This window comes from Burkholderia sp. LA-2-3-30-S1-D2 (assembly GCF_001523915.2).
Taxonomy (GTDB): domain Bacteria; phylum Pseudomonadota; class Gammaproteobacteria; order Burkholderiales; family Burkholderiaceae; genus Burkholderia; species Burkholderia diffusa.
Map to the genome: position 1 here is coordinate 1,164,837 of NZ_CP013384.1, position 23,751 is coordinate 1,188,587.

Sequence of the window (23,751 nt, forward strand, 5' to 3'; positions counted from 1 at the left end):
TCATTGAGCTGCCGTTGGCATGCGTTGGATCCGATAATGACAAAAACCTTACACGAAGTCTGCTTGGCTGAAAGGCTTAGGAGAAGTCTGAAATTTCGAGTGAGGGAAATGCGGACGAGAAAAAAGCCGCTCCGGCTGGAACCGGGAGCGGCTTCGTCGGGCAGGCGCTGCGGGCCTGCAATGCACGATCAGTGAAAGTGCGGTTGGGCGGGCGACGCGTCTTCTGGCATTTCCGCGTGGACGATCTCGCCGAGCGGATCCGCATAGAGCGGCACGCCGCAGTCGTCGCAGTATTCAGGCTCGAAGCGGCCCGCGTGCCGGCGGACGTCGGTCACGCCGCATTCCTTCAGCAGACTTACGATCTCCTCAAGCGGCCCTTCGATCGGTGCTTCACCTTCGAGCGTCGCGCTGTCGATCGACACGTCGCCGTTTTCGCGGCCGTAGAGCGGCCACACGACGCCATAGATCACGTCGTTGCTGGCGCGTCGCGTGAAGCCGACGCGATACTCGTCGATCCGGCGCTCGCCGAAGCCCGCGACCACGGCGCGCAGCTCTTGCGGTGCCGTACCAAGTGTGTCGAAAAGATAACGTATAGCCGTTCGGACCGTGTGCGGACGGATGCGCTCGTCCGCATCACGGCAGGCCGAATAGTATGCGTCCGGGAGCAGGCATTCGAACTCGCAGCCGGGGAGGGCAATCGACAGGTTCGGACCACCCTGCGCGGTCCATTGCTCGAGACACTGACCGCGTTCGATCCGATTGCCGTGCTCTTCTTCCTGCCAGCGGAACAGCGGTGCGCCGGCTGGAGCGGCGACGACGGCGAGGAGGAAGCGCGGGTCAGCCAGGATCGGCGAGGTTTCGGGCAGGTCGCCGAAGCTGAGCTTGGCTGCATGCTGGCCGAGCGCCGCGTGCGCGAGTTGCTGGGCAAGCCGGTAGGTCTCGACGTGGTGGCGCGGCAATTGGTCGATGCTGTAGAGGAACGGGGCCAGCCCGACCAGCGTGCCGGTAGCGAGCACGTGCGCCTGAAGGTGCGTGCGCAATGCATCGGCGACGTCGCCTTTCAGCGGGCCCGATGGAATCATATAGCGCGTCCAGGCAAGAACGGGAACGGCGACCAGCAGCGCATCGTACGGCTGGCCGTCGTGCTCGATCACCATCGATTCACTATGCGTCTCGGCCATGTCGGCGAGCGCGCCATAGGCATCAGGGTGGTTCTGCTGCAGATGGTCGAGTGCCGCGTCGAGCGTGGTCTGGTTGCCGTTGCGAACGATCTTGGCGAGTAGCGCATCGAGCTTCGCTTCCCAGAAGCGATCCTCGATGCGGCTGCCCGAGGCGAAGAGCGCAAGCGACAGGCCGACCAGTTTGTCGGCGTCGGGGGGGAGGCGTTTGGCGATTCGCTGGCGCATATTAAATACGTATAGAAAGGGGCGAAGAACCTCACATTCTAGTCCGTTCTTTGCACCATAAGCGGTCTCGTGCTCCGGCATGGCCGGAAGGCCGAATCGGCGGGGATGAAGAAAAATCCATCAAACCCTTGCGCGATTGCCGGGAGCTGCTTAGAATCACGCCTCTTTCGCGCTAACGGAAACGCAGCGCGGAGGAAGAAGGGAAGCGGTGCGATGGAGGGTCGGTTGTCGAGCCCCGGCGCACACGAAGTTGAACCCAGTCGTCGCAACGAAGCAGTTCAAAAAGTTGTTGACTGACTGAGAAACACGGTTCATAATCTCGCTTCTCTGCTGCTGAAAACGCAGCGCTGCTGAGAAACTTCAGGTTTCTCGCAGAAATGCTCTTTAAAAATTAACAGCCGATAAGTGTGGGCGCTTGATGGAAGCGAGCTGATCTTCGGATCAGATAGCGAAAGTATCAAGAGTCTCACACTAAAGTAAGTCAGGTTTATGAAGTGATTCATATTCCTGTCAGCTTTGAGTGAGCGACCGGTTCTTAACCGAACCGAAAACAGTAACAGGTTTAAACTGAAGAGTTTGATCCTGGCTCAGATTGAACGCTGGCGGCATGCCTTACACATGCAAGTCGAACGGCAGCACGGGTGCTTGCACCTGGTGGCGAGTGGCGAACGGGTGAGTAATACATCGGAACATGTCCTGTAGTGGGGGATAGCCCGGCGAAAGCCGGATTAATACCGCATACGATCTACGGATGAAAGCGGGGGACCTTCGGGCCTCGCGCTATAGGGTTGGCCGATGGCTGATTAGCTAGTTGGTGGGGTAAAGGCCTACCAAGGCGACGATCAGTAGCTGGTCTGAGAGGACGACCAGCCACACTGGGACTGAGACACGGCCCAGACTCCTACGGGAGGCAGCAGTGGGGAATTTTGGACAATGGGCGAAAGCCTGATCCAGCAATGCCGCGTGTGTGAAGAAGGCCTTCGGGTTGTAAAGCACTTTTGTCCGGAAAGAAATCCTTGGTTCTAATATAGCCGGGGGATGACGGTACCGGAAGAATAAGCACCGGCTAACTACGTGCCAGCAGCCGCGGTAATACGTAGGGTGCAAGCGTTAATCGGAATTACTGGGCGTAAAGCGTGCGCAGGCGGTTTGCTAAGACCGATGTGAAATCCCCGGGCTCAACCTGGGAACTGCATTGGTGACTGGCAGGCTAGAGTATGGCAGAGGGGGGTAGAATTCCACGTGTAGCAGTGAAATGCGTAGAGATGTGGAGGAATACCGATGGCGAAGGCAGCCCCCTGGGCCAATACTGACGCTCATGCACGAAAGCGTGGGGAGCAAACAGGATTAGATACCCTGGTAGTCCACGCCCTAAACGATGTCAACTAGTTGTTGGGGATTCATTTCCTTAGTAACGTAGCTAACGCGTGAAGTTGACCGCCTGGGGAGTACGGTCGCAAGATTAAAACTCAAAGGAATTGACGGGGACCCGCACAAGCGGTGGATGATGTGGATTAATTCGATGCAACGCGAAAAACCTTACCTACCCTTGACATGGTCGGAATCCTGCTGAGAGGTGGGAGTGCTCGAAAGAGAACCGGCGCACAGGTGCTGCATGGCTGTCGTCAGCTCGTGTCGTGAGATGTTGGGTTAAGTCCCGCAACGAGCGCAACCCTTGTCCTTAGTTGCTACGCAAGAGCACTCTAAGGAGACTGCCGGTGACAAACCGGAGGAAGGTGGGGATGACGTCAAGTCCTCATGGCCCTTATGGGTAGGGCTTCACACGTCATACAATGGTCGGAACAGAGGGTTGCCAACCCGCGAGGGGGAGCTAATCCCAGAAAACCGATCGTAGTCCGGATTGCACTCTGCAACTCGAGTGCATGAAGCTGGAATCGCTAGTAATCGCGGATCAGCATGCCGCGGTGAATACGTTCCCGGGTCTTGTACACACCGCCCGTCACACCATGGGAGTGGGTTTTACCAGAAGTGGCTAGTCTAACCGCAAGGAGGACGGTCACCACGGTAGGATTCATGACTGGGGTGAAGTCGTAACAAGGTAGCCGTATCGGAAGGTGCGGCTGGATCACCTCCTTTCCAGAGCTTCTCGCAAAATTGAGCGCTCACGCTTATCGGCTGTAAATTTAAAGACAGACTCAGGGGTCTGTAGCTCAGTCGGTTAGAGCACCGTCTTGATAAGGCGGGGGTCGTTGGTTCGAATCCAACCAGACCCACCATTGTCTGGCGGTAACACCTGAGGCAATCTGTACTCATGGGGGCATAGCTCAGCTGGGAGAGCACCTGCTTTGCAAGCAGGGGGTCGTCGGTTCGATCCCGTCTGCCTCCACCAATCACCAACGCTAAGGGCTTGGTTCAGACACTGAACCGAGAATTTTGCATTGGCGATTGAGCCAGTCAGAGGATACGTAGTATGTATCGGCTGTCGTTCTTTAACAATCTGGAAGAAGTAAGTAATTTGGATAGCGGAAGCGTCTTGAGATGGACGTGGAAACTATCCGGGTTGTGATTGTATCGATGTATCTCAAGATGATTCGAACTCTATGTTCGGCTCGATTTTGGAATACGGCACAACGCGAGAACTCAACCTGTAACGAGACAGACTCGTTATAGGGTCAAGCGAACAAGTGCATGTGGTGGATGCCTTGGCGATCACAGGCGATGAAGGACGCGGTAGCCTGCGAAAAGCTACGGGGAGCTGGCAAACGAGCTTTGATCCGTAGATGTCCGAATGGGGAAACCCACTCCTTTTGGAGTATCCATGACTGAATACATAGGTCATGTGAAGCGAACGCGGTGAACTGAAACATCTAAGTAACCGCAGGAAAAGAAATCAACCGAGATTCCCAAAGTAGTGGCGAGCGAAATGGGATGAGCCTTGCACTCTTTATTTGTATTGTTAGCCGAACGCTCTGGAAAGTGCGGCCATAGCAGGTGATAGCCCTGTAGGCGAAAACAGTATGAAAGAACTAGGTGTGCGACAAGTAGGGCGGGACACGTGAAATCCTGTCTGAAGATGGGGGGACCATCCTCCAAGGCTAAATACTCGTGATCGACCGATAGTGAACCAGTACCGTGAGGGAAAGGCGAAAAGAACCCCGGGAGGGGAGTGAAATAGATCCTGAAACCGCATGCATACAAACAGTCGGAGCCTCGTAAGGGGTGACGGCGTACCTTTTGTATAATGGGTCAGCGACTTACGTTCAGTAGCAAGCTTAACCGTATAGGGCAGGCGTAGCGAAAGCGAGTCCGAATAGGGCGTTCAGTTGCTGGGCGTAGACCCGAAACCAAGTGATCTATCCATGGCCAGGATGAAGGTGCGGTAACACGTACTGGAGGTCCGAACCCACTAACGTTGAAAAGTTAGGGGATGAGCTGTGGATAGGGGTGAAAGGCTAAACAAACTTGGAAATAGCTGGTTCTCTCCGAAAACTATTTAGGTAGTGCCTCGTGTCTCACCTTCGGGGGTAGAGCACTGTCATGGTTGGGGGGTCTATTGCAGATTACCCCGCCATAGCAAACTCCGAATACCGAAGAGTGCAATCACGGGAGACAGACATCGGGTGCTAACGTCCGGTGTCAAGAGGGAAACAACCCAGACCGCCAGCTAAGGTCCCCAAATATAGCTAAGTGGGAAACGAAGTGGGAAGGCTAAAACAGTCAGGAGGTTGGCTTAGAAGCAGCCACCCTTTAAAGAAAGCGTAATAGCTCACTGATCGAGTCGTCCTGCGCGGAAGATGTAACGGGGCTAAGCTATATACCGAAGCTGCGGATGCGTGCTTTGCACGCATGGTAGGAGAGCGTTCCGTAAGCCTGCGAAGGTGCCTTGTAAAGGGTGCTGGAGGTATCGGAAGTGCGAATGCTGACATGAGTAGCGATAAAGGGGGTGAAAGGCCCCCTCGCCGTAAGCCCAAGGTTTCCTACGCAACGTTCATCGGCGTAGGGTGAGTCGGCCCCTAAGGCGAGGCAGAAATGCGTAGCTGATGGGAAGCAGGTCAATATTCCTGCACCATTGTTAGATGCGATGGGGGGACGGATCGCGGAAGGTTGTCCGGGTGTTGGAAGTCCCGGTCGCTGCATTGGAGAAGGCACTTAGGCAAATCCGGGTGCGTAATTCAAGGGTGTGGCGCGAGCTTCTTCGGGAGCGAAGCAATTGGAAGTGGTTCCAAGAAAAGCCTCTAAGCTTCAGTCTAACGATGACCGTACCGCAAACCGACACAGGTGGGCGAGATGAGTATTCTAAGGCGCTTGAGAGAACTCGGGAGAAGGAACTCGGCAAATTGGTACCGTAACTTCGGGATAAGGTACGCCCTTGTAGCTTGACTGGCCTGCGCCAGGAGGGTGAAGGGGTTGCAATAAACTGGTGGCTGCGACTGTTTAATAAAAACACAGCACTCTGCAAACACGAAAGTGGACGTATAGGGTGTGACGCCTGCCCGGTGCCGGAAGATTAAATGATGGGGTGCAAGCTCTTGATTGAAGTCCCGGTAAACGGCGGCCGTAACTATAACGGTCCTAAGGTAGCGAAATTCCTTGTCGGGTAAGTTCCGACCTGCACGAATGGCGTAACGATGGCCACACTGTCTCCTCCCGAGACTCAGCGAAGTTGAAGTGTTTGTGATGATGCAATCTACCCGCGGCTAGACGGAAAGACCCCATGAACCTTTACTGTAGCTTTGCATTGGACTTTGAACCGATCTGTGTAGGATAGGTGGGAGGCTATGAAACCGGAACGCTAGTTTCGGTGGAGCCGTCCTTGAAATACCACCCTGGTTTGTTTGAGGTTCTAACCTTGGCCCGTGATCCGGGTCGGGGACAGTGCATGGTAGGCAGTTTGACTGGGGCGGTCTCCTCCCAAAGCGTAACGGAGGAGTACGAAGGTACGCTAGGTACGGTCGGAAATCGTGCTGATAGTGCAATGGCATAAGCGTGCTTAACTGCGAGACCGACAAGTCGAGCAGGTGCGAAAGCAGGTCATAGTGATCCGGTGGTTCTGTATGGAAGGGCCATCGCTCAACGGATAAAAGGTACTCTGGGGATAACAGGCTGATACCGCCCAAGAGTTCATATCGACGGCGGTGTTTGGCACCTCGATGTCGGCTCATCTCATCCTGGGGCTGTAGCCGGTCCCAAGGGTATGGCTGTTCGCCATTTAAAGAGGTACGTGAGCTGGGTTTAAAACGTCGTGAGACAGTTTGGTCCCTATCTGCCGTGGGCGTTGGATATTTGAAGGGGGCTGCTCCTAGTACGAGAGGACCGGAGTGGACGAACCTCTGGTGTACCGGTTGTCACGCCAGTGGCATCGCCGGGTAGCTATGTTCGGAAGAGATAACCGCTGAAAGCATCTAAGCGGGAAACTCGCCTTAAGATGAGATATCCCTGGGGACTAGATCCCCTTGAAGGGTCGTTCGAGACCAGGACGTTGATAGGTCAGGTGTGTAAGCGCAGTAATGCGTTCAGCTAACTGATACTAATTGCCCGTAAGGCTTGATCCTATAACAAGTCTGTTTCGACAGTCGTTAGCGCTTCAGCGCTTTACGAATGTCGAACGTCGAGTGCAAGGCACTCGACGTACAGCGGTTGAACTACCGCGTATGTGTGAGATACAACCTCACAACCCAACGAAATTACTGCTTCTTCCAAGATTGGTTCTGTTGGCCACGCCAGCAGAACAACCCTCTTTGCCTGATGACCATAGCGAGTCGGTCCCACCCCTTCCCATCCCGAACAGGACCGTGAAACGACTCTACGCCGATGATAGTGCGGATTCCCGTGTGAAAGTAGGTAATCGTCAGGCTCCCTAAGCCAAGAACCCCCGCCCAAAAGGCGGGGGTTTTTGCATTTGAGCAGCGAAAATACGCGAGATGGCAGATAGCCGTCTCCGTCTTGCAAGCTGCATGCTGTCTCGGACCGGCAGATCCCGCGGCAACCCACCCCAATAAACTTAGCCGGATTGCAGTCGATTCCGTTGTCACGCCCGCGCCGGAACGAAATTTCGCGATTTGATACGATCGAAGTGTCGTCGACGGCTGCTTGCCTCGACGTTCATGTTCGAACCAGTGCTTGATGGAGAGAGGGCAGGGAATGAATATCGGCGACGCGTCGCGCGAATCCGGCGTCAGCGCAAAAATGATCCGGTACTACGAACAGGTCGGTCTTCTTGCACCGAGCAAGCGGAGCGACGCCGGATACCGGATCTACGGTTCGGACGAAGTCCACATCCTGCGCTTCATCCGTCAGGCACGGCGGCTCGGTTTTCTCGTCGAGGATATCCGCAAGTTGCTGATGCTCTGGCAGGACCGCGCCCGCGCCAGCGTCGAAGTGAAGTCGATTGCCCTCGAACACGTGGCCGAACTCGACAAACGCATCGCGGAATTGAGCGACATGCGCAATACGCTAGCCGATCTGGCCGCGCACTGCCATGGTGACGAACGACCTGAATGCCCGATCTTGGCGCGCCTGGCCGAACCGGCTGGTGAACCAGATTAGTGCATGCCCTCGAGGTCGAAAAGAGACCTCGATTCAATATTCATAAAAATCAGTGAGTTAAAGCGGATGCTTCACAATCCATTCCAAAATTGAATGGCTTCCATGCAAGCATTTCACTGGCATCTTGGTGCGGCATCGCTATAATTCGGGATAACCCTATACGGGAAATCCCTGAATCTCGATTCGCCAGGGGTCCCCCTTCCTTGGAGAAGATCATGATCGCCTACATCGTTGAAAAGCTGAGCAACTGGTTCGAATCCGCAGAACGTGAGCGCCGTGAGGCATACCTCGCCACGTCGTCGGACATCGTCCAGCTCGAGAGCCGCATCCGCTCGCTCGAAACCAACGGCTACTCGCTGTAATCGAGTTACCGCCAGGTGCCGTGTGGCACCGAACGAAAAGCAAGCCCCGTGTTGACGGGGCTTTGTTTTTTGTGCACTGGATCTGGCGAAATCGTCGGCGCGGCGCTATGGTATGGGCCTGTTTTTAACCGGAAGAGTACAACCATGCGCTTGCGTCTCGATGTGCGTCACGTTTCCCGCGCGCGTCTCGTTCTGGGGGCTGTTGTGCTCGCTCACGGCTTGGCGGCCGGTGCGGCGACGTCGTCCAAGCCGCTGATTCTCGATACGCAACATGGGATCCAGGATGGCAAGGGCGGCCTGGTGTTGCAAACGGCTCCGCTATCGTCAGAGCCAATCGTCGAGCCCGCAGGCATGCGAGCGCCGGCCGGGCAAGGATCGACTTCATCGATCCCGCTGTTTGTCGCGCCGTATATCAATGTGCCGGGCTGGGGCGTGTCGCCGGCCAATCAGCCGAGACCCACGCCAAGACCGCAGCCATAACGGCACGACGTCCGCTCAGTTCCCGCGGTGCTCGATCTGGCATCGGGCGCCGCTGTCCTGTCCCAGGCGTTCGACGAGATAGGGCAGCGCTTCGTTCATGCTCTGCGCGAGTGTGTACGGCGGATTCAGGATGAACATTCCGCTGCCGTAAAGGCCCAGGCCGCCTGTCGGCGGATTCGATACCGTCAGCGTCAGGTGCAGCCAGTTGTTCGGCTGCAGGCGCTTGAGTTGTTCCGGAAAACGCTGCGATTCCACCCGCGCAACCTGCGGATACCAGATCGCGTAACAGCCGGTCGCGAAACGCTTCAGGCATTCCGTTACGCAAGTCAGCGTGCGCGCGTAGTCCTTCTTGTCCTCATAGGACGGATCGATCAGCACGAGCGCGCGTCGCGGCGGCGGCGGCAGCAGCGCCTTGATGCCCTCGAAGCCGTCACCGGCGTAAATCATCGCGCGGCGCCCCGCATCGCGGAAGTTGTGACGCAGCACGTCGATTTCCGTCGTGTGCATTTCGAACAGACGCATCCGGTCCTGCTCGCGCATCGATCGCCATGCGAGATACGGGGAGCCCGGATAGTAGCGCAGCTCGCCGTCGTCGTTCAGCGCGCGCACCTCGTCGACGTAATCACCGAGCACCTCGGGCAGGTTCTTTTCGTTCCATAGCGCCCCAATCCCGGTGTCGAATTCCCCCGTCTTGGCGGCATAACCGTCGCGCAGCGAATACACGCCGGCGCCGGCGTGCGTGTCGATGTACCAGTACGATTTGTCTTTCTTGTTCAGGTGGCGCAGCAGCTGGACGACGACGGCGTGCTTGAGCACGTCCGCGTGGTTGCCTGCATGAAAACCGTGACGATAACTGAGCATGGCTGGCTGCCTGAAACGAAGGATGAATCGATGAAAACGGACGATCGCGTGTGGCCGCTGGGCCTCGCACCAATGCGGCCGCGTATTGTACGCGAGTGGGCGTGAGCCGCCTTACTCGAATGCGTCGCCGGCCGCCTCTTCGATACGTTGCTTGACCTCCGGCGTCAGCTTCCCGACAACGTCGAGCGCGCGCATGTTGTCGCCGATCTGCTCGACTCGCGAGGCGCCCGTAATGACAGAACTCACGCGCGGATTCGCAAGTATCCATGCGATCGCGAGTTGGGCGGTGCTGCAGTCGAGCTCGGCCGCGATCGCGCCGAGCCGTTCGACCACGTCGTTGCTGGCCGGATCCGTCAGCCGCGCACGGAGCCAGTCGTAGCCCGGCAATTGCGCGCGGCTACCCGGCGGTACGCCGTTCCGGTACTTGCCGGTGAGCAGCCCCGATGCCAGCGGGCTCCAGGTCGTCAGGCCGAGGCCGTAGTCGTCATAAAGCCGCGCGTATTCCTGCTCGACCCGGGTACGGTGGAACAGGTTGTACTGCGGCTGCTCGACGACGGGCTTGTGCAGATGGTGCCGCTCGGCAATTTCGTACGCGGCGCGGATCTCGTCGGCGCTCCATTCGGACGTGCCCCAGTAGAGCGCCTTGCCACGCACGATCATGTCGCTCATTGCCCAGACGGTCTCCTCGATCGGCGTGTTCGGATCGGGGCGATGGCAGTACACGAGGTCGACATAGTCGAGCTGCAGCCGGCGCAGCGAGTGGTCGATCGCGTTCAGCAGATATTTCCGGTTCAGCGTGTGATACTGGTTCGGCGCTTCCGCGAGTCCCCAGAAGAACTTGGTGGACACGAGGTAGCTGATGCGCGGCCAGCCGAGCGACTTGATCGCCTGGCCCATGATTTCCTCGGATTTGCCACCCGCATAGACCTCGGCGTTGTCGAAGAAATTGACGCCCGCATCGCGGGCCGCCGCAAGGCATTCGCGGGCAACCCGCTGATCGACCTGGTTGCCGTAGGTGACCCACGAGCCGAGCGAAAGCGCGCTGATCTGAAGGCCGGAGCGGCCTAGCCGTCGATAGTGCATGGGAGTCTCCCGCGACTCGAAACCGACCTTAAGCTTAGACGTTTTGCGCGCGAACGGCGGGGCCGATCGTGCACAATAGCGGCTGGCCCATCTGCACGGCCGCGCGACGAAAGCGGCTGCAGCGGGGCGCGCTTTTTCGATCCGATAACGGAAGGAGACGGACATGGCAGCAGATCTGACCGGCAAGACCGCAGTCGTCACGGGCGCCGCAAGCGGCATCGGCAAGGAAATCGCACTCGAGCTCGCGAAGGCGGGCGCAGCGGTCGCGATCGCCGACCTGAACCAGGACGGCGCAAATGCGGTCGCCGACGAGATCAACAAGGCAGGCGGCAAGGCGATCGGCGTCGCGATGGACGTAACCAGCGAGGAAGCGGTCAACAGCGGTATCGACAAGGTGGCCGAAACGTTCGGCTCGGTCGACATCCTCGTGTCGAACGCGGGCATCCAGATCGTCAACCCGATCGAAAACTATTCGTTCGCCGACTGGAAGAAGATGCAGGCGATCCACGTCGACGGCGCGTTCCTGACGACCAAGGCCGCGCTCAAGCACATGTACAAGGACGATCGCGGCGGCGTGGTGATCTACATGGGCTCGGTGCACTCGCACGAAGCGTCGCCGCTGAAGTCGGCGTACGTGACGGCCAAGCACGGGCTGCTCGGTCTCGCGCGCGTGCTGGCGAAGGAAGGCGCGAAGCACAACGTGCGCTCGCACGTCGTGTGTCCGGGCTTCGTGCGCACACCGCTGGTCGACAAGCAGATTCCGGAGCAGGCGAAGGAGCTCGGGATCAGCGAAGAGGAAGTGGTGAAGAAGGTGATGCTCGGCAACACGGTCGACGGCGTGTTCACGACGGTGCAGGACGTCGCGCAGACGGTGCTGTTCCTGTCGGCGTTCCCGAGCGCCGCGCTCACGGGCCAGTCGTTCGTCGTCAGCCACGGCTGGTTCATGCAGTAACGGGCTCCGGCACGGGCGGCCGCGCTGCGCGCCGCTTGTGCTGCAGGCAGCATTCGCCGGTAGTGGAACGGCAAGAAAAAACGCGCTCCGGGGAGCGCGTTTGTTGTTTCGGCAGGGCGGGCTGCTGCCCGCTGACACCGGCTTACTTCAGGACCGCTGCGACCGCATTGGCGACCGCATCGAGGTTGCGCGTGTTCAGCGCCGCAACGCAGATCCGGCCGGTGCCGACTGCGTAGATGCCGAACTCTTCGCGCAGGCGATCGACTTGCACCGAGGTCAGGCCCGAATACGAGAACATCCCGCGCTGCGCGTTGATGAAGCTGAAGTCGCGATCGACACCGCTCGCCTTCAGGCGTTCGACGAGGCCGTTGCGCATCGCGCGGATGCGATCGCGCATTTCGCCGAGTTCCTGCACCCACGAAGCGTGCAGTTCAGGCGACGCGAGCACGGCCGCGACGACGGCGCCGCCATGGGTCGGCGGGTTCGAGTAGTTCGTGCGGATCACGCGCTTCAGTTGCGACAGCACGCGCGTCGCTTCTTCCTTGCTCGACGTGATGATCGACAGCGCGCCGACGCGCTCGCCGTACAGCGAGAAGGACTTCGAGAACGACGACGACACGAACGCATTCAGGTCGGCAGCGGCAAAGAGACGCACCGCGGCGGCATCGGCCTCGATGTTCTCGCCGAAGCCCTGGTAGGCCATGTCGAGGAACGGCACGAGGTTGCGCGCCTTGACGACGTCGACGACCTGCTGCCACTGTGCTTCGGTCAGGTCGACGCCGGTCGGGTTGTGGCAGCACGCGTGCAGCACGACGATCGTGCCCGCCGCATAGCCGTTCAGCGCCGACAGCATGCCTTCGAAGTTTACGCCGTTGGTGGCGGCGTCGTAGTACGGGTATGCGACGACTTCGAAGCCGGCGGCTTCGAACAGTGCGCGGTGGTTTTCCCAGCTCGGATCGCTGATCGCGACCTTCGCGTTCGGGTTCACGGTGCGAAGGAAATCGGCACCGATCTTCAGTGCGCCCGTGCCGCCCAGTGCCTGCGCCGTGACCACACGGCCCGCAGCGATCAGCGGCGAATCGTTGCCGAGCAGCAGCTTCTGCACCGCTGCGTCGTACGCGGCAATCCCGTCGATCGGCAGGTAGCCGCGCGGCAGGCCGGCGTCGACACGCGCCTTTTCCGCTTCGCGAACGGCGCGCAGCAGCGGAATCTTGCCTTCTTCGTTCGTGTACACACCGACGCCGAGGTTGACCTTGGTCGGGCGCGCATCGGCGTTGAAGGCTTCGTTCAGGCCCAGGATCGGGTCGCGGGGAGCAAGCTGGACAGCGGAGAAGAGCGACATGATGATTCGGCAGTAGTGAAAAGAGGGTCAGGCTTTCAGCCGGCGGGGCAGGCGCAGCGGACCGCGCGCCAACAGGCACGGCGCCGGAAAGCGCAGCAGCCTGATATTGTAGCGAATTCACGCTGCCGGAGGCGGCGATCGCGCGGTGAATTGCGATTTCGGGCGGTTGCCGTGCGTCAGGAGCCGTCAGCGGTTCGCAACGCCGCGAAGCGCTAGAATAGTTTTTTTGCCCTCGCTCCGGCCGCACTCCATGTCCGAACATCACGCCGAAGTCGGCGACGCGCTCGACGAATCGAAATTCGTGACCTTCGAAGGGTCGCCGTTCCAGTTGTACCAACCGTATCCGCCCGCAGGCGACCAGCCGACCGCGATCGAAACGCTCGTCGAAGGTGTCGGCGACGGCCTCGCATTCCAGACGCTGCTCGGCGTGACCGGTTCGGGCAAGACCTTCACGATGGCCAACACGATCGCGCGGCTCGGCCGCCCGGCAATCGTGTTCGCGCCGAACAAGACGCTCGCGGCGCAGCTCTACGCGGAATTTCGCGAATTCTTCCCGCGCAACGCGGTCGAGTACTTCGTGTCGTACTACGACTATTACCAGCCGGAAGCGTACGTGCCGCAGCGCGACCTGTTCATCGAGAAGGATTCGTCGATCAACGAGCACATCGAGCAGATGCGGCTGTCGGCGACGAAGAGCCTGATGGAGCGCCGCGACGTGGTGATCGTTGCGACGGTGTCGGCGATCTACGGTATCGGCAACCCGTCCGAATACCACCAGATGATCCTGACGCTGCGCACCGGCGACAAGCTCGGCCAGCGCGACGTGATCGCGCGGCTGATCGCGATGCAGTACTCGCGCAACGAACAGGACTTCCAGCGTGGTACGTTCCGCGTGCGCGGCGACACGATCGACATCTTCCCGGCCGAGCACGCGGAATTGGCCGTGCGCGTCGAGCTGTTCGACGACGAGGTCGAGACGCTGCAGCTGTTCGACCCGCTGACCGGGCGCGTGCGACAGAAGATCCCGCGCTTCACCGTTTATCCGTCGTCGCACTACGTGACGCCGCGCGACACCGTGATGCGGGCGGTCGAGACGATCAAGGACGAATTGCGCGAGCGCCTCGAGTTCTTCCACAGCAACGGCAAGCTCGTCGAGGCGCAGCGCCTCGAGCAGCGCACGCGCTTCGACCTCGAGATGCTGCAGGAGCTCGGCTTCTGCAAGGGCATCGAGAACTACTCGCGGCACTTCTCGGGCGCTGCGCCCGGCGAGCCGCCGCCGACGCTCGTCGACTACCTGCCGCCCGACGCGCTGATGCTGCTCGACGAATCGCACGTGCTGATCGGCCAGCTGAACGGCATGTACAACGGCGACCGCGCGCGCAAGGAAAACCTCGTCAACTATGGCTTCCGGCTGCCGTCGGCGCTGGACAACCGGCCGCTCAAGTTCCCGGAGTTCGAACGCAAGATGCGCCAGGTGGTGTTCGTGTCGGCGACGCCGGCCGACTACGAGCAGCGCGTGACGGGGCAGGTCGCCGAGCAGGTGGTGCGGCCGACCGGACTCGTCGACCCGGAAATCGAAGTGCGCCCGGCGAGTTCGCAGGTCGACGACGTGCTGACGGAGATCAATGCGCGCGTGAAGGCTGGCGAGCGCGTGTTGATCACCGTGCTGACGAAGCGCATGGCCGAACAGCTCACCGAGTTTCTGGCCGACCATGGCGTCAAGGTTCGCTACTTGCACAGCGACATCGACACGGTGGAGCGGGTCGAGATCATCCGCGACCTGCGGCTCGGCACGTTCGACGTGCTGGTCGGGATCAACCTGCTGCGCGAGGGCCTCGACATTCCGGAAGTGTCGCTCGTCGCGATTCTCGATGCGGACAAGGAAGGCTTCCTGCGTGCCGAGCGCTCGCTGATCCAGACGATCGGCCGCGCGGCGCGCAACGTGAACGGCAAGGCGATCCTCTACGCCGACAGGATGACCGAATCGATGAAGCGCGCGATCGGCGAGACCGAGCGGCGCCGCGCGAAGCAGATCGCGCACAACGAGAAAATGGGCATTACGCCGCGCGGTGTCGTGAAGCGCATCAAGGACATCATCGACGGCGTGTACAACGCCGACGAGGCGCGCGCGGAGCTGAAGGAAGCGCAGCAGCGCGCGAAATTCGAGGACATGTCGGAGAAGCAGCTCGCGAAGGAAATCAAGCGTCTCGAGAAGCAGATGGCCGACTACGCGAAGAACCTCGAGTTCGAGAAGGCCGCCGCGACGCGCGACCAGCTTGCGCTGTTGCGCGAGCGCGTGTTCGGCGCGAACGTCGGCGACCACATCAACGGCGGCCGGTAAATCTTTCCAAGCGTCACCAAAATCTGTCAGTAACGGGTCTGTAAGCCTTGTCGGATCAGGGGTTTACACGGTGTCCCGTTTGTTCCGAAGCTGGTTCGGTGCTAAACTTCGCAAGTATTGAGAATAGTTCGCATTAACGTTCTTCATTGCGTTAGTGTTTTCAGCGTGCCGCCCCGGAGGCGGCGCGCATGTCATCAAGATAGTCAGACAAATAACAAGGAGTGTCCATGTTGGGTTCTTCGTTCATCCGCACGTCGGTTGCGGTAGCGGCGGCGCTTGCCGCGATGTCGGCCTCGGCGGCCGAATATCCGATCGGCAAGCAGCAGATCCAGGGCGGCATGGAGATCGGCGCGGTGTACCTGCAGCCGATCACGATGGATCCGGAAGGGATGATGCGCAAGGCGTCGGATTCCGACATCCACCTCGAGGCGGACATCCACGCGGTCAAGAACAACCCGACGGGTTTCGCGGAAGGCGACTGGATGCCGTACCTGCAGGTCACGTACAAGCTGACGAAGCAGGGCGACACGAAGTGGAAGGCCGAAGGCGACCTGATGGGCATGGTCGCGAGCGACGGACCGCACTATGGCGACAACGTGAAGCTCGCCGGCCCGGGCAAGTATCACCTGACGATGACCGTCAAGCCGCCGATGCAGTCGGGTCACATGGCGTTCGGCCGTCACGTCGACAAGGAAACGGGCGTGGGCGCATGGTTCAAGCCCATCACCCTCGAATATGACTTCCCGTTCGCCGGCATCGGCAAGAAGGGCGGGTACTGATCGGTGGCATCACGGACGGCGTGCTTCGGCGCGCCGTCGGCGCAGAGAACCCAGAATGAAATTTCCCCAGAAAATCGTTGCCGCAGCCGCCGCGCTGTGGCTCGCCGGCGCGGCGCATGCCGCCGATCTGCCGACGTTCAAGCTCGAGATGACGGACGGCAAGCTGAATCCCGCCCGTATCGAAGTGCCGGCCGGCCAGCGCTTCAAGATCGAGATCAGGAATACCGGCAAGGGCGCCGCCGAATTCGAGAGCGTGCAGTTGCGCAAGGAGAAGGTGCTTGCGCCCGGTGCGGATTCGTTCGTGGTCGTCGCCCCGCTGTCGCCGGGCGAATACAAGTTTTTCGACGATTTCCACCAGCAGGCACAGGGCGTGATCGTCGCGAAGTAATGCGTTTTATCTGAGTGCGGGCGTACGAGTGTCTTGCGCCGCGCGTCAGGAGGATTCAATGGGTCAGATCTTGTTCATCGTCTGGCGGGAGAGCGTCGAAGCGCTGCTCGTCGTCGGCATCCTCTATGCATGGCTGAAGAACGGCGACGACGACGCGCGCCGTGGCCTGCCGTTTCTGTGGACGGGCGTGGCAGTCGGCCTGCTGATGGCGGTCGGTCTCGGCGCCGCGCTCGTCGGCTTTACCGAAGTGCTGTCCGGCGACGCGCAGGACTATTTCCAGACCGCGATGGTGCTCATCGCGTGCGTGCTGATCGTGCAGATGGTGCTGTGGATGCGCCGGCACGGCCGCACGCTGAAGCGTGACATGGAGCAGTCGCTGCAGCAGAGCACGCGCGATTCGAACTGGTGGGGCGTCGCCGTGCTGGTCGCGCTCGCGATCGCTCGCGAAGGCAGCGAGACGGTGATCTTCCTGTACGGCCTCGGTTTCGGTCAGTCGGGGCACGTGGACGGCAGCCAGATGCTCGCGGTCGTGATCGGCCTGGGCCTCGCGTTCCTCACGTTCTATCTGCTGCAGCTTGGCGGCAAGTACTTCTCGTGGCGCCATTTCTTCCGCGTCACCGAAGTGATGCTGCTGTTCCTCGGTGCGGGCCTGTTCCAGACCGGCGTCGACAAGCTGATCGACAAGGAAATCCTGCCGCTCGGCATTTCGCAGGTGTGGGATACGTCGTCGATTCTCGACGACTCCGGCACGTTCGGTTCGCTCGTCGCGACGCTGACGGGCTACCGGGCGCACCCGGCGCTGACCAACCTGATCGCCTATGCGGTGTACTGGGCGGTGGTCTGGCTGCTGATGAAGCGCGCGAGCCGTCGTCCGGTCGTCCCTGCGGGTCGCGCGGCATGAGTGTTGTTGCCGCAGTCAAGCCGGGCTGGCTCGCGCAGGCCGGTCAGTGGATGCAGCGCCACGGCGCGGTGATCCGCGGCATCCAGTGGGTCGTCGTCGCCGTCTACGCATTCCTGATCATCGTGCCCGCAGTATTGCCGCTGCCCGACGATTCCGCGCATCTGTGGAGCAATCTCACGCTGATCGCGCAGTTCGTGTTCTGGGGCATCTGGTGGCCGTTCGTGCTGCTGTCGATGGTGATGCTCGGCCGCGTCTGGTGCGGCGTGCTGTGCCCGGAAGGCGCGCTGACCGAATATGCGAGCAAGTTCGGCCGCGGCGGCGCGATTCCGCGCTGGATGCGGTGGGGCGGTTGGCCGTTCGTCGCATTCGGGCTCACGACGATCTACGGGCAGATGGTGAGCGTGTACCAGTATCCGCTCGCGGTGCTGTTCGTGCTCGGCGGCTCGACCGTCGGCGCGATCGTGATTGGCGTGCTGTACGGTCGCGAGAAGCGCGTGTGGTGCAAGTACCTGTGCCCGGTCAACGGTGTGTTCGGGCTGCTCGCGCGGCTCGCGCCGATGCGCTACAAGGTCGATGAGGATGCCTGGCGTCGCTCGTACAAGAACGGCGAGCACGGGCATCGCGTGATTCCGATCAATTGCGCGCCGCTCGTGCCGTTGCGCAACATGAAGGGCGCGGCCTCGTGCCATATGTGCGGCCGATGCAGCGGGCACCGCGATGCAATCGCGCTGTCGTGGCGCTCGCCGTCCGACGAGGTCGTGAACCTTGGCGCGCAGCAGGCGAATCCGTGGGACACGGCGCTGATCCTGTACGGCCTGCTCGGCGTCGCGATCGGTGCGTTTCACTGGACCGTCAGCCCGTGGTTCGTGCAGATCAAGCAATGGCTCGCGGGCTGGCTCATTGATCGCGACATCACGTGGCCACTCGAGACGAATGCGCCGTGGTTCCTGCTCACGCACTATCCGGATCGAAACGATGTGTTCTCGTGGCTCGACGGCGGGCTGGTCGTCAGCTACATCGTCGGCACGGGGCTCGTGTATGGCACCGCGCTGCTCGTGCTGCTGGCCGGTGCGACGCTGATGCTCGGCCGTTTCGACCGCGTGCGTCTTCATCATCTCGCGCAGGCGCTGATCCCGATCGCGGGAGCCGGCGTGTTCCTCGGGCTGTCGGCGACGACGCTGTCGCTGTTGCGGGCCGAGCACGTGCCGCTCGGCTGGGCGACCGACGTTCGCATCGCGATTCTGGTCGGCGCCAACGCATGGAGCGCCTGGCTCGCATGGAAGGTGACGGGGCGCTATGCTGCCTGGTCGCGTCGACTGGCGGCATTCGCGTGGTTCGTGGCAGGCCTGGCCGTGGTCGACAGCGCATGGTGGTTGATGTTCTGGGGTTTCTGACGCGGTCTTGACGGCCGTGTGGCCGGGCTCCGGAGCAGCAGGCGAGCGTATTTCGCCGTCGGGCTCCGGAACGCGCTGAAGCTGAAGTGCCGACAGCCGCGATACCTTTCTGTTTGCATCCGGACGCACCGACAAAAAAAGCGACACGTCGAAGGACGTGTCGCTTTTTTTCTTCCTTGTGCGAGAACCAAAAAAGTGGCTTGGCTTGCTGCAACGGCTGCTTGAGTGTGTTTGCACGAAGGGGTCTAGATCTCGCGTGCAAGCCGTTACGCTGGCTACTGCCCAACACCTCTCAAGGAGGTGGTCCCCACAATACTCTGTCGTTACTTCGTCAGGATCAGCTTGCCGAGCCGCGTGGCACGCAACTGATACGTCTCTCCGTTGTGCGCGATGCTGATGTGGCTGCGGCCTTGCAGCAGCGCATCGCTGCTGAGGGTCCGGGTGCCGGCATCGTGACTACCGGCAGGTTTCGCCGGCGTCGTGACCGCTGCCGTCTTTTGACGGTTGGCGCTTGCGGTGCCGGTCGTGCGGCGCAACGTCAGCGTGGTCGGGCGCGTGGTGTCGGTCATTCGGTTGATCGGTGACTGTCGATACGATGGAATGAATTCTAAATGATAACTATTCCCATTTACAAAAATCTTTATCGATCGATATGACGAATCCGATAGCTTGAATCAAAGGGCGGCTCGCAGGCCGCCGCCGACGTCAGTGGAGCGGGTCAGGGTCCTTGCGTCCCTGTGCGTATTCGCGGATCAGGCGCACCGTGTCGATGTCCGACGTGCGATACGCTTCCTTGACGATGCCGTGCGTCTGGCGCGCTTCCTCGCTGTCGTCCGTGACGGTCAGCGTCGTGTGGTATTCGAAGCGCAGGAACAACTCGTGGTCGTCGCGTTCCTCGATCGTCATCGTCAGCGAGCCGCCGATTTCGCCGCCGGCCGCATGGATGTCGTAGCGCACTTGCTGGTTCGGGGTGAACGTCACGCGGTCGCGCACGGTCGCATGGCCGTAGTGCAGCTCGCGTTCGAGCGTGGTATCCGTCCGTTCAAGGACGACACAGCTGTCGAGGCCGATCACGAACAGCTGCGGCTGTTCGGCGCGCAGCACGAGGCCTTCCCAGAGCTGGTCGCGGGTAAGGGACGGCACGGCCGGATCGTCGGAGTTGATCTGGATCAGATGTTCGAAGTTCAAGGGGACGGGTTCCTTCTGGTGGCGGGCGGCCACATGGATCAAAAAAACATTGTGACGCAAAACGCGCAGCTTCGCGGCACCTGTGGCCCCGATCGGACGTCATGCCTCGATGGAACCCATGCGGCCGGTCTGGTAGTCGATGACGGCCTGCCGGATCTCTTCCTCGGTATTCATGACGAACGGGCCATAGCGGACGATCGGCTCGTTGAGCGGCACGCCGCCGATCAGCAGGAGGTCGAGCGGCATATCGCCGGCCTCGAACGTCACCGCGTCGCCATCGTCACCGTAGACGATCATCTGTCGCGCGTCGATTTGCTGCCTGTCGGGCCCGTAGCGGCCGGCTCCATCGAGCGGGTAGGCGAACACGCGATAACCTGCCGGCACCGGCTGCGTGACCGTTGCACCCGGTTGCAGCGTGAAATGCTGGTAGAGGATCGGCGTGCGCGTCTCGATCGCCGCGCGCACACCGAAGGCTTCGCCGGCGATCACGCGGACCTGCGTGCGGCCGTCGGGCGACGTCGCGGTCGGGATGCGGCCGGCCGGGATCTCCTGGTAGCGCGGTGCGATCAGCTTGTCGCGCCGCGGCAGGTTGACCCACAGCTGAAAGCCGTGCGAGCGTCCGCCGGCCTGCGCGAACTCGGGATCCGGCATTTCGCTGTGCACGACGCCCGCGCCGGCCGTCATCCACTGCACGTCACCAGGCCCGAGCGTGCCCGCATGGCCGGCCGAGTCGCGATGACGAAAACGCCCGTCGAGCACGTAGGTGACCGTCTCGAAGCCGCGATGCGGATGGTCGGGCGCGCCCTTGGCTTCGCCAGGGGCATAGTCGACGGGGCCCATTTCGTCGAGCAGCAGGAACGGATCGAAATCCATCAGCAGCCGGGTCGGGAACGGGCGGTGAACCGTGAAGCCGCCGCCTTCGGTCGTGCGAAGCGCGGGGTACGTGCGGTCAAGCGAGCGAGCGGTCGTCATGCAGAAGCCCTCGATATCATCGGAATAGCGTCATTTTTGAAACATAGCGCTATTATATTGGGCGTTTTACGGTCCGATTTGCGGCGGGTCGCAATGGATTGTTCTGAAATTGGAACGATGACATGAACATCGATGCACACAACCTGAACGACCTCATGTACTTTTCGCAGGTCGTCGAACACGGCGGTTTCTCGGCTGCGGAACGCGTGCTGGGTATCTCGAAATCGCGCCTGTCGCGGCGCCTGACCGAACTCGAGGCGGCGCTCGGCGTGCGCCTGCTGCAGCGCTCGACACGCAAGCTCGCGTTGACCGAGGCGGGGGAACTGTTCTACCAGCATTGCCAGGCGATGCTCGCCGAAGCCCAGGCCGCGATGAACGCCGTGCAGCAGTTGCGCGCGTCGCCGCGCGGCTCGGTGCGCGTGAGCGTCCCCGTGACGTTGTCGCAGACGATGCTGTCGCGCATCCTCCCCGAATTTCTGCACCGCTATCCCGAGGTGAAGGTGCACATCCGTGTGACGAATCGTGTGATCGACCTGTTCGAGGATTCGATCGACGTTGCGTTGCGCGTGCGCTCGGAGCCGCCGCAGAACGCGAACATCGTCGTGCGACCGCTGTGGCGGACCGAGCAGATGCTGGTCGGCGCGCCGAGCCTGCTGAACCAGAATGCGCCGCCGCTCGTGCCGGACGATCTGGCGCGCTTCGAGACGCTCGATACGCCGAGCGTCGACGGGCGGCACGTGTTCAGCCTGATCGCGCCGGACGGTACGCGTCACTTGCACGAGCACGACCCGCGGCTCGTGACGGCCGACCTGATGACGATCCGCGAGGCCGTGCTCGACGGCCTCGGCATCGCGGCGCTGCCCGAGATGATGTACGGCAATGCGTTGCGTGCGGGGCAGTTGTCGCCGGTGATGCCGGGCTGGACGCTGCCGGTGCCGCAACTCTATGCTGTGTTCGTGTCGCGGCAGGGCATGCCGCCCGCCGTGCGCGCGTTCGTCGACTATCTGGTCGAGAAGCTCGACCATGGCGAATACAAGCAGCCGGGGTGCCCCGAGCGCGCGAAACAGGACGCGGCGGCGGCCGATGCTTCGGCCACCTGAATGCAAGATGCGCGTCGTGGCAAATTTGTTTTGTCATTGAAGCGCCGCCGGCAATCGCAAGTTTCAATCGCCGGTACCTTGAATGCATACGCGGGCAGGCCTATATTGAAAGCCCATTTCGCGAAGGAAGTTCTGAGCGGAATCAGGTGGCCGCATATATTGCGAGCCAGATAGGGCAGAACGCGCAGTCCGTGCAGACCACGGTAGTCGCATTTGCGTTGCTCGAGGCGCAACCGATACCGCCGAAGAGCCCGCCGCCCGAAGGCGCCCGCGTGCGCATGAAAAAAGGCCTTCATCTGGCGATGAAGGCCTTTTACTTTGTGCTGACCCGTCCTGAAATAGGTTGACACTTTTTCGCCGAAACGAAGAGGTGCCAAATGGAGCAAGGGATCAAGCGGACGCAGCGGGACTACAGCCTGGCTTTTAAACTGTCGGTGGTGGCGCAGGTCGAAAAAGGCGAACTGACGTACAAAGAGGCACAGCGACGCTACGGCATCCAGGGGCGCTCGACCGTGCTGGTATGGTTACGTAAGCACGGCTTGCAGGATTGGGCCGATCCATCCGGCCGTGCGCGATCGGGTTCCACCATGTCAAAGCAAGACTCAAAGCCGCTCACACCGGAGCAGCGCATCAAGGAGTTGGAGACGCAGTTGCGACAGGCGCAGGAGAAAGCCGCGCTATTCGAAGCCGTGGTCGACGTGATGCGCAAGGATTACGGGATCACCGTAAAAAAGCCTTCAGGCAGGTCGTCGCGCAAAAGCGGATCGAAAAGCTGAGCGTCGAGCGGGCCTGCCGATACATGGGTATCAGCCGCCAAGCGTATTACAAGCGATGCCGCAGCGAGGAACACCGTTGCTCGCAGAGCGAGACCGTCACTGCGCTGGTGCGAGACGTGCGGCTTCGCCAGCCGAGGCTGGGCACACGCAAGCTCCATCATCTGCTCGGGCCAGCGTTGGTCGAGCGCGGCATCAAGCTGGGGCGAGATCGGCTGTTCGACGTGCTGCGTGCCGCGCGCCTACTGGTCGTACCGCACCGGGCGTATCACAAGACCACCCATAGCCATCACCGCTTCCGGCGTCATCCGAATCTACTGAAACCCGGGCCGGATCAAATCGTGCCGACCGGCCCCGAACAAGTGTGGGTGGCCGACATCACGTATCTGCCGACGGCTGGCCCGTTTGTGTATTTGAGTCTCGTCACGGATGCGTTCTCGCGCAAGATCGTCGGTCATCACGTTCACGACAGCCTGCAAACCGAGCAGGTCAGTCAGGCGCTCAAGAAGGCGTTGCGCAAGCGCCGGAGCCGGCAGCCGTTGATCCATCACTCCGATCGCGGGGTCCAGTACTGTTCGACCTACTATCAGGACATCCATCGGCATCACGGCCTGCGCTGTTCAATGACGGACGGCTACGACTGCTATCAGAATGCGCTGGCTGAGCGGGTCAACGGCATTCTCAAGGGGGAGTTCCTGTTGCAACGTCCTGCTGACCTTGAACAGGCCGCCAAGATGGTCGAACAGTCGGTACACATCTACAACCATGAACGGCCACATGCCGCGCTGAAATACAAAACGCCCGATGCGGTGCATCGGGCGTTCTAGCGCCTGGATACTGTCAACCTATTCCAGGACTTGACATGCGCGGCCGGCGAGGCGCGGCCGGCGAGGTGCGGCCGGCCAGATGTGGCCGGTGAGGT

General features: G+C 60.8%; 19 protein-coding genes, 2 tRNA genes and 3 rRNA genes. 17 read left to right on the forward strand and 7 right to left on the reverse strand.

Annotation, left to right across the window (positions count from 1 at the left end):
* Positions 1 to 188: 188 nt before the first annotated feature.
* On the reverse strand, positions 189 to 1,406 hold the full coding sequence (locus tag WS66_RS18090) for a DUF2863 family protein (RefSeq protein WP_059533163.1): 1,218 nt from the start codon (positions 1,404 to 1,406) through the stop codon (positions 189 to 191).
* 564 nt (positions 1,407 to 1,970) lie between these two features.
* Here WS66_RS18090 and WS66_RS18100 point away from each other — a divergent pair.
* From WS66_RS18100 to WS66_RS18145, 8 genes are all read left to right on the forward strand, one after another.
* Positions 1,971 to 3,503 (forward strand): 16S ribosomal RNA (locus WS66_RS18100).
* Positions 3,504 to 3,566: 63 nt separating this feature from the next.
* Positions 3,567 to 3,643, forward strand: a tRNA-Ile gene (locus WS66_RS18105).
* A 37-nt stretch (positions 3,644 to 3,680) separates the two neighbouring features.
* Positions 3,681 to 3,756: transfer RNA gene (locus WS66_RS18110), tRNA-Ala, on the forward strand.
* 281 nt (positions 3,757 to 4,037) lie between these two features.
* Positions 4,038 to 6,919 (forward strand): 23S ribosomal RNA (locus tag WS66_RS18120).
* A 189-nt stretch (positions 6,920 to 7,108) separates the two neighbouring features.
* Positions 7,109 to 7,221, forward strand: a 5S ribosomal RNA gene (rrf, locus tag WS66_RS18130).
* The 16S, 23S and 5S rRNA genes sit together here with 2 tRNA genes alongside, the layout of an rRNA operon.
* Before the next feature lie 287 nt (positions 7,222 to 7,508).
* Positions 7,509 to 7,913 carry a Cu(I)-responsive transcriptional regulator gene (gene cueR, locus WS66_RS18135; RefSeq protein WP_059603025.1) on the forward strand — a complete coding sequence of 135 codons (405 nt, stop codon included), beginning with the start codon at positions 7,509 to 7,511 and terminating at the stop codon, positions 7,911 to 7,913.
* 215 nt (positions 7,914 to 8,128) lie between these two features.
* A complete protein-coding gene (locus WS66_RS18140; protein ID WP_006478295.1) occupies positions 8,129 to 8,275 on the forward strand; it encodes a DUF3563 family protein in 147 nt (48 codons plus the stop codon).
* Between the two features lie 144 nt (positions 8,276 to 8,419).
* On the forward strand, positions 8,420 to 8,755 hold the full coding sequence (locus tag WS66_RS18145) for a hypothetical protein (protein WP_082728959.1): 336 nt from the start codon (positions 8,420 to 8,422) through the stop codon (positions 8,753 to 8,755).
* Positions 8,756 to 8,770: 15 nt separating this feature from the next.
* Here the strand turns inward: WS66_RS18145 and WS66_RS18150 are convergent, their stop codons facing one another.
* Positions 8,771 to 9,616 carry a 23S rRNA (adenine(2030)-N(6))-methyltransferase RlmJ gene (locus WS66_RS18150; protein ID WP_059603028.1) on the reverse strand — a complete coding sequence of 282 codons (846 nt, stop codon included), beginning with the start codon at positions 9,614 to 9,616 and terminating at the stop codon, positions 8,771 to 8,773.
* A 111-nt stretch (positions 9,617 to 9,727) separates the two neighbouring features.
* Positions 9,728 to 10,699, reverse strand: coding sequence for a potassium channel beta subunit family protein (locus WS66_RS18155; RefSeq protein WP_059603032.1), 972 nt, complete (start codon positions 10,697 to 10,699; stop codon positions 9,728 to 9,730).
* A gap of 163 nt (positions 10,700 to 10,862) precedes the next feature.
* Between WS66_RS18155 and WS66_RS18160 the strand changes: the two genes are divergently transcribed.
* Positions 10,863 to 11,651, forward strand: a complete 789-nt coding sequence (locus WS66_RS18160; RefSeq protein WP_108064695.1) for a 3-hydroxybutyrate dehydrogenase — start codon at positions 10,863 to 10,865, stop codon at positions 11,649 to 11,651.
* Between the two features lie 142 nt (positions 11,652 to 11,793).
* Here WS66_RS18160 and WS66_RS18165 read toward each other — a convergent pair whose 3' ends face one another.
* On the reverse strand, positions 11,794 to 12,993 hold the full coding sequence (locus WS66_RS18165) for an amino acid aminotransferase (protein ID WP_059605557.1): 1,200 nt from the start codon (positions 12,991 to 12,993) through the stop codon (positions 11,794 to 11,796).
* Between the two features lie 250 nt (positions 12,994 to 13,243).
* Between WS66_RS18165 and uvrB the strand changes: the two genes are divergently transcribed.
* The 5 genes from uvrB to WS66_RS18195 all read left to right on the forward strand — a co-directional run bounded on the left by uvrB (position 13,244) and on the right by WS66_RS18195 (position 18,796).
* Positions 13,244 to 15,334, forward strand: coding sequence for an excinuclease ABC subunit UvrB (gene uvrB, locus WS66_RS18175; RefSeq protein WP_059605554.1), 2,091 nt, complete (start codon positions 13,244 to 13,246; stop codon positions 15,332 to 15,334).
* A gap of 227 nt (positions 15,335 to 15,561) precedes the next feature.
* Positions 15,562 to 16,113, forward strand: coding sequence for an iron transporter (locus WS66_RS18180; RefSeq protein WP_057929472.1), 552 nt, complete (start codon positions 15,562 to 15,564; stop codon positions 16,111 to 16,113).
* 55 nt (positions 16,114 to 16,168) lie between these two features.
* The gene (locus tag WS66_RS18185) at positions 16,169 to 16,501 is read left to right on the forward strand and encodes a cupredoxin domain-containing protein (protein ID WP_006760846.1); all 333 of its coding nucleotides are present in this window, start codon (positions 16,169 to 16,171) and stop codon (positions 16,499 to 16,501) included.
* 58 nt (positions 16,502 to 16,559) lie between these two features.
* The gene (locus WS66_RS18190) at positions 16,560 to 17,402 is read left to right on the forward strand and encodes an FTR1 family iron permease (RefSeq protein ID WP_059605551.1); all 843 of its coding nucleotides are present in this window, start codon (positions 16,560 to 16,562) and stop codon (positions 17,400 to 17,402) included.
* Positions 17,399 to 18,796, forward strand: coding sequence for a 4Fe-4S binding protein (locus WS66_RS18195; protein ID WP_059605546.1), 1,398 nt, complete (start codon positions 17,399 to 17,401; stop codon positions 18,794 to 18,796). The genes WS66_RS18190 and WS66_RS18195 overlap by 4 nt, the downstream gene beginning before the upstream one ends.
* A 323-nt stretch (positions 18,797 to 19,119) precedes the next feature.
* Here WS66_RS18195 and hemP read toward each other — a convergent pair whose 3' ends face one another.
* The 3 genes from hemP to WS66_RS18215 form a co-directional block, all read right to left on the reverse strand.
* Entirely contained in the window at positions 19,120 to 19,365 is a 246-nt protein-coding gene (hemP, locus tag WS66_RS18205; protein WP_059605544.1) for a hemin uptake protein HemP, read from the reverse strand.
* Between the two features lie 136 nt (positions 19,366 to 19,501).
* Positions 19,502 to 19,984, reverse strand: a complete 483-nt coding sequence (locus WS66_RS18210; RefSeq protein ID WP_059605541.1) for an SRPBCC family protein — start codon at positions 19,982 to 19,984, stop codon at positions 19,502 to 19,504.
* Between the two features lie 99 nt (positions 19,985 to 20,083).
* Complete coding sequence (locus WS66_RS18215; RefSeq protein ID WP_059605538.1) at positions 20,084 to 20,956, reverse strand: pirin family protein; 873 nt, start codon at positions 20,954 to 20,956, stop codon at positions 20,084 to 20,086.
* A gap of 122 nt (positions 20,957 to 21,078) precedes the next feature.
* Between WS66_RS18215 and WS66_RS18220 the strand changes: the two genes are divergently transcribed.
* The 3 genes from WS66_RS18220 to WS66_RS18230 all read left to right on the forward strand — a co-directional run bounded on the left by WS66_RS18220 (position 21,079) and on the right by WS66_RS18230 (position 23,656).
* Positions 21,079 to 22,056, forward strand: coding sequence for a LysR family transcriptional regulator (locus WS66_RS18220; protein WP_059605534.1), 978 nt, complete (start codon positions 21,079 to 21,081; stop codon positions 22,054 to 22,056).
* Between the two features lie 191 nt (positions 22,057 to 22,247).
* Positions 22,248 to 22,403, forward strand: coding sequence for a hypothetical protein (locus tag WS66_RS33710; RefSeq protein ID WP_159086557.1), 156 nt, complete (start codon positions 22,248 to 22,250; stop codon positions 22,401 to 22,403).
* Between the two features lie 30 nt (positions 22,404 to 22,433).
* Positions 22,434 to 23,656, forward strand: a protein-coding gene (locus tag WS66_RS18230; protein WP_108064697.1) for an IS3 family transposase whose coding sequence is annotated in 2 segments (ribosomal slippage) — positions 22,434 to 22,799 and positions 22,802 to 23,656 — 1,221 coding nt in all. Because the reading frame shifts where the segments join, the coding sequence is not laid out codon by codon here.
* Positions 23,657 to 23,751: the final 95 nt, after the last annotated feature.